The sequence below is a fragment of the Bradyrhizobium sp. genome (assembly GCF_035309285.1).
Taxonomy (GTDB): domain Bacteria; phylum Pseudomonadota; class Alphaproteobacteria; order Rhizobiales; family Xanthobacteraceae; genus Bradyrhizobium.
On the sequence record NZ_DATGFH010000131.1, the window covers coordinates 1 to 15,262 of the forward strand.

Annotated in this window: 14 protein-coding genes; 5 read left to right on the plus strand and 9 right to left on the minus strand. The window is 63.3% G+C overall.

The features are described 5' to 3' along the window. Nucleotides 1–136: 136 nt before the first annotated feature. The 8 genes from VKR55_RS24310 to VKR55_RS24345 form a co-directional block, all read right to left on the minus strand. Nucleotides 137–1,465 carry an RNA polymerase sigma factor gene (locus tag VKR55_RS24310; protein WP_324407346.1) on the minus strand — a complete coding sequence of 443 codons (1,329 nt, stop codon included), beginning with the start codon at nt 1,463–1,465 and terminating at the stop codon, nt 137–139. A gap of 12 nt (nt 1,466–1,477) precedes the next feature. After that, nucleotides 1,478–1,885, minus strand: a complete 408-nt coding sequence (locus VKR55_RS24315) for a YciI family protein (RefSeq protein ID WP_324407348.1) — start codon at nt 1,883–1,885, stop codon at nt 1,478–1,480. 120 nt (nt 1,886–2,005) lie between these two features. Beyond that, nucleotides 2,006–2,398: a hypothetical protein gene (locus VKR55_RS24320; RefSeq protein WP_324407349.1), complete on the minus strand. Its 393-nt coding sequence runs from the start codon at nt 2,396–2,398 to the stop codon at nt 2,006–2,008. Between the two features lie 82 nt (nt 2,399–2,480). Next, nucleotides 2,481–3,125, minus strand: a complete 645-nt coding sequence (locus VKR55_RS24325; RefSeq protein ID WP_324407363.1) for an AprI/Inh family metalloprotease inhibitor — start codon at nt 3,123–3,125, stop codon at nt 2,481–2,483. Between the two features lie 63 nt (nt 3,126–3,188). Next, nucleotides 3,189–4,175, minus strand: coding sequence for a 2-hydroxyacid dehydrogenase (locus tag VKR55_RS24330; RefSeq protein WP_324407351.1), 987 nt, complete (start codon nt 4,173–4,175; stop codon nt 3,189–3,191). Then, nucleotides 4,175–4,945 carry an ABC transporter permease gene (locus VKR55_RS24335; protein WP_324407352.1) on the minus strand — a complete coding sequence of 257 codons (771 nt, stop codon included), beginning with the start codon at nt 4,943–4,945 and terminating at the stop codon, nt 4,175–4,177. The genes VKR55_RS24330 and VKR55_RS24335 overlap by 1 nt, the downstream gene beginning before the upstream one ends. Before the next feature lie 62 nt (nt 4,946–5,007). Next, nucleotides 5,008–5,820, minus strand: a complete 813-nt coding sequence (locus tag VKR55_RS24340) for an ABC transporter ATP-binding protein (protein ID WP_324407354.1) — start codon at nt 5,818–5,820, stop codon at nt 5,008–5,010. Beyond that, nucleotides 5,817–6,854, minus strand: coding sequence for an ABC transporter substrate-binding protein (locus tag VKR55_RS24345; protein WP_414642438.1), 1,038 nt, complete (start codon nt 6,852–6,854; stop codon nt 5,817–5,819). Before VKR55_RS24345 ends, VKR55_RS24340 begins: the two co-directional genes overlap by 4 nt. A gap of 183 nt (nt 6,855–7,037) precedes the next feature. Here VKR55_RS24345 and VKR55_RS24350 point away from each other — a divergent pair, with 183 nt between their 5' ends. Both VKR55_RS24350 and VKR55_RS24355 read left to right on the plus strand, forming a co-directional pair. Next, complete coding sequence (locus VKR55_RS24350; protein WP_324407356.1) at nt 7,038–7,853, plus strand: creatininase family protein; 816 nt, start codon at nt 7,038–7,040, stop codon at nt 7,851–7,853. Nucleotides 7,854–8,004: 151 nt separating this feature from the next. After that, nucleotides 8,005–8,265 carry a hypothetical protein gene (locus VKR55_RS24355; RefSeq protein WP_324407358.1) on the plus strand — a complete coding sequence of 87 codons (261 nt, stop codon included), beginning with the start codon at nt 8,005–8,007 and terminating at the stop codon, nt 8,263–8,265. A gap of 561 nt (nt 8,266–8,826) precedes the next feature. On the opposite strand, the gene VKR55_RS24360 is transcribed toward VKR55_RS24355, so the two are convergent. Then, a complete protein-coding gene (locus VKR55_RS24360) occupies nt 8,827–9,084 on the minus strand; it encodes a metal-sensing transcriptional repressor (RefSeq protein ID WP_324407359.1) in 258 nt (85 codons plus the stop codon). 825 nt (nt 9,085–9,909) lie between these two features. On the opposite strand from VKR55_RS24360, the gene VKR55_RS24365 reads away from it, so the two are divergent. From VKR55_RS24365 to VKR55_RS24375, 3 genes are read left to right on the plus strand one after another with little or no spacing between them, the layout of a single operon-like run. Beyond that, a complete protein-coding gene (locus tag VKR55_RS24365; protein ID WP_324407360.1) occupies nt 9,910–12,087 on the plus strand; it encodes a carbohydrate porin in 2,178 nt (725 codons plus the stop codon). A gap of 25 nt (nt 12,088–12,112) precedes the next feature. Next, nucleotides 12,113–13,849, plus strand: a complete 1,737-nt coding sequence (locus VKR55_RS24370) for an ABC transporter permease (RefSeq protein ID WP_324407361.1) — start codon at nt 12,113–12,115, stop codon at nt 13,847–13,849. A 16-nt stretch (nt 13,850–13,865) separates the two neighbouring features. Then, nucleotides 13,866–15,176: an ABC transporter ATP-binding protein gene (locus tag VKR55_RS24375; RefSeq protein ID WP_324407362.1), complete on the plus strand. Its 1,311-nt coding sequence runs from the start codon at nt 13,866–13,868 to the stop codon at nt 15,174–15,176. Nucleotides 15,177–15,262: the final 86 nt, after the last annotated feature.

Sequence of the window (15,262 nt, forward strand, 5' to 3'; positions counted from 1 at the left end):
CCTGCGCAAAGCCGCCGCCAGAACCGTCGAGACCCTCGAAACCGCCATTGCCGACGCTTCACGTGCGTACTCGCCAAACGAATGCACCAACTACTTCAATGCCGCGGGGTACGGTTCAACTTGATCAGATTCTGCTCTAGCGGCGCGTTCCGCTCACGGCAGCAGCCGCCTCGGCGCGGCGCTTCAGCATCTCCTGCTCGCGGATGTTGGCGGTGAGTTGAGCCGCCTCCTCGAACGCCACGCGCGCTTCGTCGTGGCGGCCAAGCTTTTCCAGGAGATCGCCGAGCACCGTCGGAAGCAAATGATAGTTTTTGAGCGCCGGTTCGTTGCGAAGTGCCTTGACGATCGGCAACGCCGCCGCGGGCCCTTCCGCCATGCCGACAGCGACCGCGCGATTGAGCTCGATCACCGGCGAATGGATCAGCGCCGCCAACTCAGCATAGAGGGAGGCGATCGATCGCCAATCGGTTTCCTCCGGCCGGCTCGCCCTGGCATGGCAGGCGACGATCGCAGCCTGCAGGGTATAGAAGCCGTCGGCGCCGCCGAGAGCGCACGCCTTCTTCAGGAACCGCATGCCGCGGCTGATCTGGAGTTGATTCCATCGCGCCCGATCCTGATCCATCAAGAGCACCGGATCGCCGCGCGCATCGGTGCGCGCCGCGTGGCGCGAGGCATTGAGTTCCATCAGCGCGAGCAGCCCGTATGTTTCCGGCTCCTGCGGCGCGATCGCGATGAGAATGCGCCCGAGGCGCAGTGCTTCGTTGCAGAGCTGCGGCCGCAGCCATTCGTCGCCGCGGGCTGCGGTGTAGCCTTCGTTGAAGACGAGATAGACCACCTCCAGCACCGAGGCGAGCCGCTCCGAAAGCTCCTCGCCGCGCGGAGTTTCATACGAAAGGCCGGATTCCGACAGCGTGCGCTTGGCGCGGACGATGCGCTGGGCCACGGTTGCCTCGGAAATCAGGAAGGCGCGGGCGATCTCCTCCGTCGTCAGCCCGCAGATCATGCGCAGCGCCAGTGCCGCGCGGGACTCGCGCGACAGGCGCGGATGACAGGCGGTGAAGACGAGCCGAAGCATCTCGTCGCCAAACACATCGTCCAGCGCGGCGTCGGGGTCGGGCATGAGTTGCTGCTCCCGCTCCAAATCGTTGAGAATGACGGCTTGCTTGCGCGCGAGCATCTGACCGCGGCGCAGATGATCCAGCGCCCGCCGTTTGGCGGCAGCCATGAGCCATGCGCCCGGATTGTCCGGCACACCGTCTCTCGGCCAATGCTCCAGCGCCGCCACCAGCGCGTCCTGGGTCAGATCCTCCGCGAGCGGCACGTCGCGCAGCATGCGCGAAAGACTGGTGATCAGCCTCGGCTGCTCGACGCGCCAGACCGCGAGGATGGTGCGATGGAGGTCGGCGGCGTTGGTCGCCGCCGACTCCGCGGACGCGCAAGCTTCGCAATGGTGTTGGCGCGGCATCGCGATCGTTTTCTAGATTTTCGATTCAGCAAGATCCTTTTGCTTCGCCTGTTCCGGCCCCTGCTCCAGGCACAGTTCGGGCGACATGAAGGCGCGCACCTCGCAGGTGCCTTCCCAGTCCGGCATGTGATCGAGGTGCAATTGCATGAACTCTTTGGCCATCGCGACCGCCTCCTCCTTGTCGCGCAGATCGAAGATCGCGTAGCCGCCGATCATTTCCTTGGCTTCGACGAACGGTCCATCGATGACGCTGAGCGCCTTGTCGGCTATCTTGACCCGCGCGCCGGTCGAGACCGGCATCAGCCCGCCATCGTCGATCATGCGGCCGGCCTTGATCTCCCGGTCCCGGACCTTGTTGATCGCGTCCATCAATGCCGGGTTTGGCATCACATGCCCCTTGCGGGACGTCACAATATACATGAAGCGCATCGGCAAAAGCCTCCTGTTGCGGCGAGAAGCGGCCACGCCGGCCGCAAATCTGTCTCGTCCATTGGGACGACGAACCAGGGATCGCCAAATCGACAGGGGACACAAGAAAATTTAGGGGCGCCGGCCGGCTTCAGGCGAAATCCAGCGCAGCACGGCTTCCGCGGAATCGGCAGGCGTGGTGTTGAAGCAGATGCTGGCGTCGGGCGCATACCGGTGAATGAGGTTGAGGATTCTCTCGAACAGCAGCAGACGCTCGCGGGGTTGCCGCAACCCGGCGCCAATCAGGACACAGTCGAATTCTTCCGCTTGAAGCGCCTTGGTCGTCACCGCTTCGGCGGTATCGCCGAGATCGATCAGGCACGTCCTGACATCATAGCCGAGCGCCTGAACGCGTTCGATCTCCCGATCGATGTAGCTGCGAAACATCTCCAGCGAAAATCGCGGCATCGTGGTGAAGTCGATGAACGCAGGATCGATGCCGATCGCGAGGACTTTCTTCGGCATGGGCAGGTTCCGTGACGTCGAGGATAACCAACGTCACGGAACCCGTTCGGTTCCGGGACAACTCTGCCGCGCAAATATCGCTTTACTGTCGTACCATGATCAGGGGATCGGCACTGTCGGGAACCAGCCGCCACTGCGCGTTATCGTCGGCCTCGAAGCGCCAGGTCTCGCCGCCGTCGGACATCAGCATGATCTGGCCGTGCTCCAGCCGCCATTGCGTGGGGTTGAACGCCGCGACGGTCGGATCGCATTTGGGCTTCAGGAACACCTGGAAATTGTCGTGGCCGGCATCGTTGTTGGTGAGCGTCAGGCCGCAGATGGTGTTGCCGTTGCCGCGGACCATGGTCCAATCGCCGATCATCTGGTCCATCGTTTTCGCAATCGAGCGAGCAGCGGCGAGATCCTGCAGGATGTAGACGCCCTCGCCGGGTCGAACACCCTCGAGAATGCCGGACTCGACTTCAGTGAAGTCGAGCACGGCTTCGCCCGCCTTGTCCTGCAGGCGCACGATGTCGAGGCCCTTGACGGTCCAGCCGGTGATATCCGTGGTGAACGGCAAAGACGTCGCGCAGGCGGGCTCGAGCTCGAGCCTCAGGCCCTGCGGCGTCGAGTCCGGCTTCAGCGTCACCACGCAGGTCTTGCTTCGATCGGCAGTCGAAAGTTCCCACTGCCCGATCATGTCCTTCTTCAGCTCCACGGCGTCCTGCGGCCGCGCCGGCGTCGGCATGACGATGAGCGCGGACAAGGCCGCAACCACAAGCGAAAGGCGAGATTTCATCGCTGGCCTTTGTCAACTGGCCTTTATGGGCGTCTCCGCGACCGGCGTCAGCGGTGGCTTTCCGGCGAACCAGGCCTTCAGATTGTCCACCACCAACTGATCCATGGCGTTGCGGGTTACCACGGATGCCGAGCCGATATGTGGCAGCAAGACGACATTTTGCATGGCCTTGAGCTCCTCAGGCACATTCGGCTCCCTCTCGAACACGTCGAGGCCGGCGCCCAGGATGGTGCCGGATTTCAGCGCGGCCACCAACGCCTGCTCGTCGAGCACGCTGCCGCGCGCGACATTGATGATGACGCCGCGTGGCCCGAGCGCCTTCATGACCTCGGCATTGATCATCTTGTTGGTCGAGGGCCCTCCCGGCACGATCACAATCAGCGTGTCGACCGCCTTCGCCATCTCGATCAGATCGCCATAGTGCTTGTAGGACACCCCCGAAGCGGGTTTGCGCGAATGATAGGAGACGGGCACGCGCGAGGCCTCGAGCCGGCGCGCGATCGCCTGCCCGATCCGTCCCATGCCGACAATACCGGCCTTGCGGTCGCGGAGCGAGCCGACGCTGAGCGGATAATTCTGGGTATGCCAGAGGCCGGAGCGCACATAGCGGTCGGCCTTGATGAACTCGCGCAAGGTCGAGATCAAGAGCCCCATCGCGACATCGGCGACCTCCTCCGTCAGCACGTCGGGCGTGTTGGTGACCATGACGTTGTGCTCGCGGGCATAGGCCGCATCGACGTGATCGTAGCCGACGCCGAAGCTTGCGATTATCTCGAGCTTCGGAAATCGTGCAAGCGAATCCCTGTTCGCCGCAACCGTGTGATAGGTGACCGCCATGCCGCGCAATTTTGCGACCGTATCCGGCGTCAGCCGCTCGAGATCGGCGCGAGTCTCGGCCGAATGCACCACGAACTGGTCGGGGAAGCCATTCTCGAGGATCGGCCGCATCGGTCCGTAAATCAGCACGTCGATCTTTTCGGAGGAGATAGTCCCGGCCATCAGCTTTCCTTTCCAAGCGCACTTTCGTGCCAGCGCCGCAATGCGAGATGAGAAACTAGCGCCAGCAGGGCATAGATGACAATCCCGGCGAGCGAGAGCAGAAACAGCGCTGCGAACATGCGGGGAATGTTGAGACGATAGCCGGATTCGGCAATCCTGTAGGCGAGGCCGGAGCCGGCGCCGGCGGTGCCGGCCGCGATCTCGGCCACGACCGCGCCGATCAGCGACAGGCCGCCCGCGATCCTCAAACCTCCGAGGATGTAGGGCAGCGCGGTGGGCAGCTTCAGATAGCGCAGTGTCTGCCAGCGCGAGGCGCGATAGAGCTGGAACAGGCCGGCAAGATTGCGGTCGACCGAGTTGAGCCCGAGCGTCGTATTCGACAGCACGGGGAAAAATCCCACGATCCAGGCGCAGACGACGACGGCGGTCTGCTGCGGCAAATAAATCAGAAGCAGCGGCGCGATCGCGATCACGGGCGTGACCTGCAGGATCACCGCATAAGGAAACAGCGAAACTTCGACGAGCTTCGAGAGATTGAAGATCAGCGCGAGCGCGATGCCGCCGAGGGCTGCAGCGACGAAGCCTTCCAGCGTGGTGAGCAGCGTCGTCAGCAGCGACTGAAACAGCACGTCCCAGTCGCTGATCAGCGTTGCGAAGATCGCCGACGGGGCGGGCAGCACATAGGGCGGGATCGCGAAGTGGCGCACCACCCATTCCCACAACCCCGTGCCGCAGGCTGCCACGGTCACGGGAAGCAGGATCCGCAACATGCGGAGCGCGTGCTCCTCAGCGGATGGCGGACGGGTGGGGGCTCGCCCATGCTGCGTCACGCTCACAGCGCGGCCTGCCCCGCATAGGACGGCGCCAGCGCCGCTGAAACCTTGCGGCAATATTCGCCGTAAGCGGCCGACGTCCTGAACTCCTCGTCGCGCGGCGCGGTCGTGTCGATCCTGATCTCGGCCTGGATGCGGCCGGGCCGCTGCGTCATCACGATCACGCGCTCGGAGAGATAGACCGACTCGAACACCGAATGGGTGACGAAGACGACGGTCTTCTTCAGGTTGAGCCACAGCGCGAGCAGGTCGTTGTTGAGGCGGAAGCGCGTAATCTCGTCGAGTGCGGCGAACGGCTCATCCATCAGCAGGATATCCGGATCGGTGACGAGCGCGCGCGCCAGCGACACCCGCATCTTCATGCCGCCCGAAAGTTCGCGCGGATAGCTGTCGGCAAATTCGGCGAGCCCGACGCTCGCTAGAGCCGCTGTGACCCGTGCATCCGAATCGGAAGCCGGCACGTGCGCCAGGCGAAGCGGCAGCCGGACATTCTCACGCACGCTGGTCCAGGGCATCAACGTCGGTTCCTGGAACACGAAGCCGATACCCTGCCCCGGCAGCGTGTCTCCGTCGCGAAGCGCGAGCCGGACGCCTCCCGAGCTTGGCGCCGTGAGCCCCGCGATGATGCGCAGCGCCGTCGACTTGCCGCAGCCGGAGGGCCCGACCAGCGCGACGAATTCACCCTTGCGCACGGCAAGGTCGATCGGCCCCAGCGCCATGACGCCATTGTCATAGACCTTGGTGACCTCGCGCAGGCTGACCGCGAGCCCCGCAATGCTGGTGTCGGCGTCGAACAGGCCCGCTTCCGTCATCTACTGCCCGGCCGCAGCTCGACGCCGACCGCCTTGTTGACAAAGCGCAGCGTGTAGGACTTGCGATAGTCGAGGTCGGACTTGACCACGCCGGCCTTGACCATCTTCCCAAAGAAGGAGGTGACGCGCTCGTCGGTCATGGCGCCGATCCCGTTCTTGATGCTGTCGCCGGAATCGACGATGCCGTATTCCTTCATCTTGGCGACGGAATAGGCGAGCAGCTCGTCGGTCATCTCCGGATTGAGCTTCTTGATCATCGCGTTGCCGGCGGAATTGTCGCCATAGATGTAATGGTACCAGCCGATAATCGAGGCATCCACGAAACGCTGCACCAGGTCGGGCTTGTTCTCAATCACGTCCTGGCGCGTCTCGATCTGCGTCGAGTAGGTATTCCAGCCGTAATTGGCCAGCAGCAGCACACCCGGCTTGAAGCCCGCAGCCTTTTCAACCGCGAACGGCTCGGAGGTGACGTAGCCCTGCATGGCGCTTTGCGGACTGGCGATGAACGGCTGCGCGTTGAACGTATAGGGCCGGACGTTCTTCTCGCTGAAGCCGTATTCGGATTTCAGCCATTGAAAATAGCTGGTGATGCCTTCCTTGGAGACGAACAGCGTGAGCGGCTTCAGCTCCTCGAGCCTGGTGATCTTGGCCTCGGGATGCGACAGGAACACCTGCGGGTCCTTCTGGAAGATCGAGGCCACCGATACCACCGGCACCTTGTTGGCGACCGCGTCGAACGACATCAGCGTGTTCGCGGCCATGAAGAAATCGATCTTGCCTGCGATCAGGAGCATGCGGTTATTCTCGTTCGGACCGCCCGGCACAATGGTGACATCGAGGCCGTATTTCCTGTAGGTGCCGTCGGCAACGGCCTGGAAGAAGCCGCCATGTTCGGCTTCGGCCACCCAGTTGGTCCCGAACGACACCTTGTCGAGCTTGTCGGGCTGAGCCTTGTCCTGTGCCATCGCCGGCGCGGCTAGAAGGATGGCGAAAATGCCCGCTGTTAACGCTCGCGGCCAAAGCGTCGCCTTCATGATTGGACTCCGTTGTTTGTTCTGGCCCATGATGGGAGGCCCCCTAAGGCGCGATGACAGGATGAAGCGTCATCGCGCTTTAGTCTATCGTTTGAGCATGATCTTTTTCGGAAAACCGCTGCACACTTTTCCGGATCATGTTCTAACTACCCTGCAAACGACCCGAAAGAAACACCTGGCGCGATGAGTTCATCCCTCCCTCCCCGTGACTGGTCCGACATCGACTGGAGATGCGTCGATGCGACGGCGGCCGCGCGATGGATCGCGGTGCTGCCACTTGCGGCTACCGAGCAACATGGCCCGCATCTGCCGCTCGCGACCGACGTGATGATCGGTGAGGCTTATCTTTCGCGCGCGCGCGAGCTTCTGCCCGCAACCTGCCCTGCCACGTTTCTCCCGATCCAGCCGGTCGGTATCTCGACCGAGCACATCGACTTTCCGGGAACGCTGACGCTGTCGACGGAAGCAGCGTTACGGGAATGGACGGCGCTCGGCGAGCGCGTAGCACGCGCTGGCGTGAAAAAGCTCGTCATGGTCACGAGCCATGGCGGCAATTCTGCTGCGATGATGCTGGTGGCGCAGGACTTGCGCGCCTATCACGGGCTGCTTGCGGTCACCACCTCCTGGTCGCGCTTCGGCGTGCCGGAAGGCCTGTTTCCGGAAGAAGAGGTGCGCCACGGCATTCATGGCGGCGCGGTCGAGACCTCGATCATGCTGGCGAAATATCCGCAAGCCGTGCGGCGCGAGGCGATCGCGGATTTTCGCTCGAACGCCATTGCGATCGAGAAGCAATTTCGCTGGCTCTCGACACAGCGTCCCGCTCCGTTCGCCTGGCAGGCGCAGGATCTGAACGAAGGCGGCGCGGTCGGCAATGCGACACTCGCGAGCGCGGAGAAAGGGGAGTGCCTCATAGATCACGGCGCGCGGAGGTTCATCGAATTGCTCGACGATGTCGATAAATTCGATGTGACCGCGCTCTTGCGCGGACCCGAGCGGTAATCCGGCGCCCGCGCCAAGACCCTGGAATCACTGACGAAGTCCGGATTACCGAAATTTCACGGCGCCGGTTCCGAACCTGACCCGGCATGCTCCCGTCCAATCGGCATGTGCGGACCACAACGGTTCGCTTCACCCTGGTTGGAGTTTGTCCATGTCGATCAAGACCAAGATTGCCGCTCTTGCTGTTGCCGCCCTTGCCGCTACCGGCAGTATTGCGTCCACCACTACGGCCGCGGAAGCCCACGGCTTCCATCCTGGCTGGGGCATTGGCGCAGGCCTCCTCGGCGCCGCCATCGTCGGCAGCGCGATCGCTGCCAGCACGCCCTATCCTGCCTACGGCTATCGATGCGGCTGGGTTCGCCAGTACGACGCATTCGGCCGCTACGTCGGCAGCGTGAACACCTGCTACTGATCGCTATCGAAGAAAGCTTGGATCCGTCCTCGGCGCGGGACGTCATCCACCCCGTGTCGTGCCCAGACCCGCCCGGTCGTCCCCCCGGGCGGGTCATCCCTTTGGGACGACGCGGCGCGCACACTTAGCGAAGGATGCGGCTATCGGATATCGGCCGGACCGCGGCACGCATGGGTCTGAGGATCGCGGACGCGACCACGACCGCAACCGCCAACAACCTCGCCCGCCGTGATGTGGGGCACCCTCGGCACCGGGTTGGCCACACCGGCGGTCACCACCGGCGTCGGCTTCTGAAATGATCCTGCGGCTTGGCTATCCGACCAGGTCACGGCGGTGAACGCCACGATCAACGACAACAAGCTGATGCGGCACATCTGAGTTCCCGCAATGCGGAATTTTCCGCAACGCATTCTTGGAACGAGTCTAGTCTCAATCCCGGTCGAAGTACAGGCAACGCGGCTGTCCCAATCGCGACCGTCTCGCAAACCGCTGGAAATGACCCGCGGTGGAACATTCGGCACGCACCTCAAGCCAACGACTGGGTGCGGATCGCTCCGCGCGTCACAGATACTTTGCGATCGCCCGAAAATCCCTGAGCGCGGCCTGCGCTTTCACACCGGAGGCCTTCAGGCTGTGGCCGATGTGATCGTGGATCAGGGCCTTCTTGGCATTCTCGATCGCGCCCTCGACGGCGCGAAGCTGCTGGGCGATCTCGGTGCAGGGCCGCCCTGCCTCGATCATCTCGATGATCGTTTCCAGGTGGCCGTTGGCGCGCTTCAAACGCGTCGCAATCGCGACGTGCGGGTGGTCCGGCATCATCCTCTCCTATCCTCCCCGGAGGATATCAATGATCCTCCCGGGAGGATAGCCGTCCATGCTTGACTCAGGCCCACCGCAGGCCTATGTGAGCGATTGCAGTCCTTGCGAAGTTCATTCGCGGTGACCGCGTTTCAACCTGAATAAAAGAGCCATGGGCAGTACCCCCTTTGGCAATGCCGGCGAGATCGACGCGATCGGACTGGTGTTGCCGCACCACATTGAGATCGACCGCGACGGCTGGCGTCGCGTGAGGGTTGGTGGCTGCTAGCTCAGCGGCCGCGTTTCGCTCACCCCTGCCGCCGCGCGCGGGAATGGAGGTGTGCGATGTTCGAGAAACTCGCAAAATGCCGGATGCTTCAGTCGCGGCGCACGGCGCCGGGCCTTGGGCCATTTGCGCCCGCCAACGACAATCGGCCGCCTGCGCGCGCTTCCACCGCAGGGCGTGCGCAGCGCCCGCGATTGGTCTGCCGCTGGTCCACGATCGCGGGGACCAAGCGTCTCGCTTGCCGCTGGGAGATCGAAAGCTCCGATGAGCCGGACCGTTCGCTGTGCATCAATCGGCCGGCCGCCAAGAGCTTTCACAAAACCTTCTTCCAACTGTCGTATCAGCCCGGCTTGAGCGGTCGGGCGACCGACCGATCGCAGCCTGCCAGAGAGCCGAACGCGTCGTCGGTCGGTTCTCTCGCTGTGTTGCACGGAGGTCACTTGCAGCTGGCATCTAAGCTTCGTCCAGCGATCCCTCCTTGTAGTTGCGAATTATTCGCAATAGGAATGGGCAGCGACATCGATTCACGGCGCTTCGCTCACGGGGGTGGGTGAGTCGCCATGGTCTGCGGCGGTAATGCGCTGGCATTGCTGGAAGGCACGGGGGAAGAGACCGTCGAAATGTTCGCGCGTGGGAAAATTCGCGACATGTTCGGCCGCGATCGCACGCGCGCATTGGTCGGCGTCGGGCTCGGCGTCACATTCGCCCTTGGCCATCCGGCGTTCGCCGCCGATCTTCCGGTCAAGGCTCCGGTGCCCTACGTCGCCAGCGGGTACGATTGGACAGGCTGGTATGTCGGCGCCGATGTCGGCGTGATCCGGGGCTCGTCGAATTTTACCTCGACGCCGCTTGGCCCAGCGGGGCCGGTCCTCAACGGCGCATTCGATCTTCCCTTCCAGTTCGACTTCATGGCCGGGACCGGCAGCTACGTTGCCGGCCTTCAGGGCGGCTACAACTATATCCTCCCCTCCCGCCTGATGCTCGGTATAGAGGCCGACGCGAGCCTGCCCAATTCCGACGTGGTGGTGCCGTTCTCGGTACGGGGCAGCCAGACGGTGGCGTCGCCACTGATCGGCCAGGTTACCTATGGCGAGGCTGTGATCCATTATGGCAGCGTCCGCGCCCGCGTCGGCTATGCGTTCGACCGCCTGCTGCTGTACGGGACGGGCGGCTTCGCCTGGACCTATGACCAGGTGACGAGGAGCCAGGACGTGGCTCCGCCCGTGGGCGGCTTTGCGGCGGCGGGGACGACGGAGGCAGCGCTGCTGTGGCGGCTCGGCTGGGTCGCGGGCATCGGCGTCGAAGTTCCGATCGCCGGCAACTGGTCGGCCAAGGCCGAATTTCTGGAAACCGGATTTGGCCGCAAGGGCTCGTTTTTCCCCGCGTCGGCGGACGCATATTCATCCAGCCTCGCCATGCAAAGCATCCGCTTCGGGCTGAACTACAAGCTCGACGCTGCGAACCCCGCCGCGGACCTTTTGGCCAAGGGCCCCACCGCACTTGAGTCGGATCGCTTCGCCTTTCACTCGCAAGCGACCTTCCTCGACCAGTACACGCCTCCATTCCGGTCACCCTATCTCGGCACCAACAGCCTTCACCCAAATCAAAGCCGCGAGACCACCGACGTGACGCTGTACGCAGGCATGAAGCTCTGGCAGGGCGCCGAAGTCTGGGTCAACCCGGAAATTGACCAGGGGTTTGGTCTGAGCAACTCACTCGGAGTGGCGGGTTTCACGAGCGGCGAGGCCTACAAGGCTGGGGCAAGCTATCCCTATGCGAGGCTGCAGCGCGCCTTCTTACGGCAAACCATCAATCTCGGCGGCGATGCCGAGAAGGTTGCCTCCGGCTTCAATCAGTTTTCGGGAACGCAAACGTCGGACCGGCTGGTCATCACGGTCGGGAAAATCGGCCTGCCCGATATTTTCGACACCAACCGTTACGCGCACGATCCGCGTGGCGATTTCATGAACTGGTCGCTGGTTGACACCGGGACATTCGACTACGCGGCCGACGCCTGGGGCTATACGGTGGGCGGCGCGATCGAATGGTACACTGGCGACTGGACTTTCCGGGGCGGCCTGTTCGATCTTTCCGTTGTGCCGAGTTCGACCGCGCTCGATTCGCGCTTCTCCCAATTTCAGTGGGCCGGGGAAGTCGAGCGCCGCTACTCCATCTTTGGCCAACCGGGCAAGGTGGCGGTCACCGGCTTTCTGTCCCGCGGCCGCATGGGCAGCTTCGAGGATGCGATCCTGCTTGCCGCCATGACCGGCGCGCCGGCCAATATCACCGCGGTGCGCAGCTACACGGGCCGCGGTGGCATCAGCATGAACCTGGAGCAGCAGCTCATGGAGAATGTCGGCTTCTTTGCCCGCGTCGGATGGGCTGACGGCCACAAGGAGCCGTTCGACTTCACCGACATCGACCGCACCGTCGCGGCCGGCTTCTCGATCTCCGGAAAGCAATGGGGCCGCGACGACGACACGTTCGGCATTGCCGGCGTTGTCAACGGCATCTCGAACGTGCACCAAGCCTTCCTCAATGCCGGGGGGCTTGGAATCCTGGTCGGCGACGGGCAATTGCCGCATCCGGGCAATGAAGGAATCTTCGAAACCTATTACAGCTTTCCCTGGTTTGCCTCGAAGATCACGCTGGATTATCAGCTCGTCGTGAACCCCGCGTACAATCGCGACCGCGGCCCGGCTTCGGTATTCGGTGTGCGCCTACATACGCAATATTAGAACCAGCTGACACGGAGCCCGCCTGATGAACTTGCAGGACCTTCGCATCGCGGTGGTGACGCGGGCGCCGCGGCCCACCATCTGGGATCTGGTGGCGCTGATTCTCGTGATCGGCACCATGGTGCTGCTCGTCTATGAAGGCGAGCAGACAACGCTGCCGCTGTCCACGCTCGACGTCGCTCCGGTCTCGCTCGATCCGGGCAACCTTCCTCTCTACGCCCTGCGCACGACGATGCGGATGATGCTCGCGATCGTCTGCTCAACCATCTTCACCTTTGTCTATTCTGCGATCGCGGCAAAGAGCCGGCGCGCCGAGATGGTGCTGATCCCGCTGCTCGACATCCTGCAATCGGTGCCGATCCTGGGCTTCCTGACCTTCACGGTCGTGTTCTTCCTCAATCTGTTTCCCGGACGGGTGCTGGGCGCCGAGCTCGCCTGCGTGTTCGCAATCTTCACCAGCCAGGCCTGGAACATGACCTTCAGCATGTACCAGTCAATCCGCAACGTGCCGAAGGATCTCGAGGAAGCGACGCAGAGCTTCCACCTCTCGGGCTGGCAGCGCTTCTGGCGGCTGGAAGTGCCGTTCGCGATGCCCGGCCTGATCTGGAACGCCATGATGTCGATGTCGGGCGGCTGGTTTTTCGTGGTGGCGTCGGAGGCGATCACGGTCGGCAACACCACCGTGACATTGCCCGGCGTCGGCTCCTATGTCGCGCTTGCGATCGAAAAGCGCAATCTTGCCGCGATCGGCTATGCGCTGCTGACGATGCTGATCGTCATCATCATCTACGACCAGTGCCTGTTCCGGCCGATCGTGGCCTGGGCCGACAAATTCCGCTTCGAGCAGACGGCATCCGGCAGCGCGCCGACCTCCTGGATGCTCGACCTGTTTCGCAGGACGCGGGTGCTGCGGGCGCTGACCTATCCGTTCGTGGCGCTGAACCGGGCGTTTTCGAACATGCATATCGCCTTGCCGGCGAGCATGCGGTTTTACACAAAGCCATCAGGGCCGCCCTCGCGCACGGTCGATGGACTCTGGTTTCTCGTGATCGGCGGCGCCACGGGTTACGCGGGCTGGACGATCTATCAATATCTGTCTGCGCATCTCGCGCCCTCAGACCTCTATATTTGCGTCAGCGACGGCTTCGTCACGCTGTTGCGCGTCGTGGTGCTGATTGCGCTGGCGAGCCTGATCTGGGTACCAGTCGGGGTCTGGATCGGACTGCGGCCGAGACTGGCCGAGCGGGTGCAGCCGCTCGCGCAGTTTCTCGCCGCCTTCCCGGCCAACCTCGCATTCCCGGTGGTCGTCGTGTTCATCGTGCATTACGGGCTGGACGCAAATGTCTGGCTCAGCCCGCTGATGATCCTGGGCACCCAGTGGTACATCCTGTTCAACGTGATCGCCGGCGCCAGCGCCTTCCCGACCGACATGCGCGAAGCCGCGGGCAGCTTCCACCTCAAGGGATGGCGCTGGTGGATCAAAGTCATCCTGCCGGGCATCTTCCCCTATTACATCACCGGGGCCATCACCGCCTCGGGAGGATCGTGGAACGCTTCGATTGTCGCGGAAGTGGCGAGCTGGGGCGACACCCATCTGACCGCAAAGGGGCTGGGCGCCTATATCGCGACCGCGACCGAAGCCGGCGACTTTCCGCGCGTCGTGCTCGGTATCACCGTGATGGCCATCATGGTGACGTTGTTCAACCGGCTGCTGTGGCGGCCACTCTACGCCTTCGGCGAGCGCCGCGTCCGTCTCGGCTGATTCAAGGGAGCCCCTCATGCTCGATGCCGCCAATCAGATAAAACTGGTCGATCTCCGCGGCGTCTGCCGATCGTTTCCGAAAGGCAGCGGCGAAGATCTTATCGTGCTGGAAAAGGTGGACCTGACCATTCACGCCGGCGAGATCGTTGGCATGCTCGGCCGCTCCGGATCGGGTAAGTCGACGCTGCTGCGCATCATCGCCGGCCTGATTGCGCCGACGTCGGGCGACGCCGAATGCCGCGGCGAAGCCATTCAGGGGCCGCCGAACGGCGTCGCCATGGTGTTCCAGTCCTTTGCGCTGTTTCCGTGGCTGACGGTGCTGCAGAACGTCGAGCTGGGACTTGAGGCGCTCGGCATCGACAGTACGGAGCGCCGCAAGCGCGCGATCGCGGCGATCGACCTGATCGGCCTCGACGGCTTCGAGTCCGCCTATCCCAAGGAGCTCTCGGGCGGGATGCGCCAGCGCGTCGGCTTTGCGCGGGCGCTGGTGGTGCACCCCGATCTGCTTTTGATGGACGAGCCGTTCTCGGCGCTCGATGTGCTGACCGCGGAGACGCTGCGCACCGACCTCGTCGATCTCTGGATCGAAGGCCGGCTGCCGATCAAATCCGTGTTGATGGTGACGCACAATATCGAGGAGGCGGTTCTGATGTGCGACCGCATTCTCGTGTTCTCGTCCAATCCGGGCCGGGTCGCCGCCGAGATCAAGGTCGACCTGCCGCATCCGCGCAACCGCCTCGATCCGACTTTCCGCCAGCTGGTCGACAGCATCTATGCCCGCATGACACAGCGCGCCGAGCCGAGAGCGCCGTCCATCGAGGGCATTCACGGCACCGGCGTCGGCATGGTCCTCAAACACGTCTCCTCCAACGTCCTGTCCGGCCTGATCGAGACGCTGGCGGGGCCGCCCTATAACGGTCACGCGGACATGCCCGTTCTGGCCAGCAGCCTGCAACTGGAAGCCGACGAGATCTTCCACCTTGGCGAATCCCTGCAATTGCTGCGTTTTGCGCAGCTGAGCGAAGGCGACCTGATGCTGACCGACGCGGGAAAACGTTTCGCGAATCTGGAGACCGACGCGCGCAAGAAGATGTTCGCTCAGCATCTGGTCGACTATGTGCCGGTGATGGGCCTGATCCGCCGGGTGCTCGATGAACGCCCGTCGCACGCGGCGCCCGCCGCGCGCTTCCGCAACGAGCTTGAAGACTACATGGCGGAAGATCAGGCCGATGAGACGTTGAAGACCATCGTCTCATGGGCGCGCTATGCCGAACTGTTCGCCTATGACGAGCAGTCGGAGACGTTCAGCCTCGAGAACCCGCATTGAAGCGGCCGTCCGGACAAGATCGTAGGATGGGCAGAGCGTCAGCGTGCCCACCCTTTTCGCGCGAAGACTCTTGAAGGAAGGTGGGC

What these genes read in the sequence shown, in the direction of transcription:
- VKR55_RS24330 (WP_324407351.1), bottom strand. Translation starts at nt 4,175, where the DNA reads ATGGCCGGGACTATCTCCTCCGAAAAGATCGACGTGCTGATTTACGGA.
- VKR55_RS24345 (WP_414642438.1), bottom strand. Translation starts at nt 6,854, where the DNA reads ATGAAGGCGACGCTTTGGCCGCGAGCGTTAACAGCGGGCATTTTCGCC.
- VKR55_RS24370 (WP_324407361.1), top strand. Translation starts at nt 12,113, where the DNA reads ATGAACTTGCAGGACCTTCGCATCGCGGTGGTGACGCGGGCGCCGCGG.
- VKR55_RS24335 (WP_324407352.1), bottom strand. Translation starts at nt 4,945, where the DNA reads ATGTTGCGGATCCTGCTTCCCGTGACCGTGGCAGCCTGCGGCACGGGG.
- VKR55_RS24365 (WP_324407360.1), top strand. Translation starts at nt 9,910, where the DNA reads ATGGTCTGCGGCGGTAATGCGCTGGCATTGCTGGAAGGCACGGGGGAA.
- VKR55_RS24360 (WP_324407359.1), bottom strand. Translation starts at nt 9,084, where the DNA reads ATGATGCCGGACCACCCGCACGTCGCGATTGCGACGCGTTTGAAGCGC.
- VKR55_RS24315 (WP_324407348.1), bottom strand. Translation starts at nt 1,885, where the DNA reads ATGTATATTGTGACGTCCCGCAAGGGGCATGTGATGCCAAACCCGGCA.
- VKR55_RS24340 (WP_324407354.1), bottom strand. Translation starts at nt 5,820, where the DNA reads ATGACGGAAGCGGGCCTGTTCGACGCCGACACCAGCATTGCGGGGCTC.
- VKR55_RS24310 (WP_324407346.1), bottom strand. Translation starts at nt 1,465, where the DNA reads ATGCCGCGCCAACACCATTGCGAAGCTTGCGCGTCCGCGGAGTCGGCG.
- VKR55_RS24355 (WP_324407358.1), top strand. Translation starts at nt 8,005, where the DNA reads ATGTCGATCAAGACCAAGATTGCCGCTCTTGCTGTTGCCGCCCTTGCC.
- VKR55_RS24325 (WP_324407363.1), bottom strand. Translation starts at nt 3,125, where the DNA reads ATGCCGACGCCGGCGCGGCCGCAGGACGCCGTGGAGCTGAAGAAGGAC.
- VKR55_RS24350 (WP_324407356.1), top strand. Translation starts at nt 7,038, where the DNA reads ATGAGTTCATCCCTCCCTCCCCGTGACTGGTCCGACATCGACTGGAGA.
- VKR55_RS24375 (WP_324407362.1), top strand. Translation starts at nt 13,866, where the DNA reads ATGCTCGATGCCGCCAATCAGATAAAACTGGTCGATCTCCGCGGCGTC.
- VKR55_RS24320 (WP_324407349.1), bottom strand. Translation starts at nt 2,398, where the DNA reads ATGCCGAAGAAAGTCCTCGCGATCGGCATCGATCCTGCGTTCATCGAC.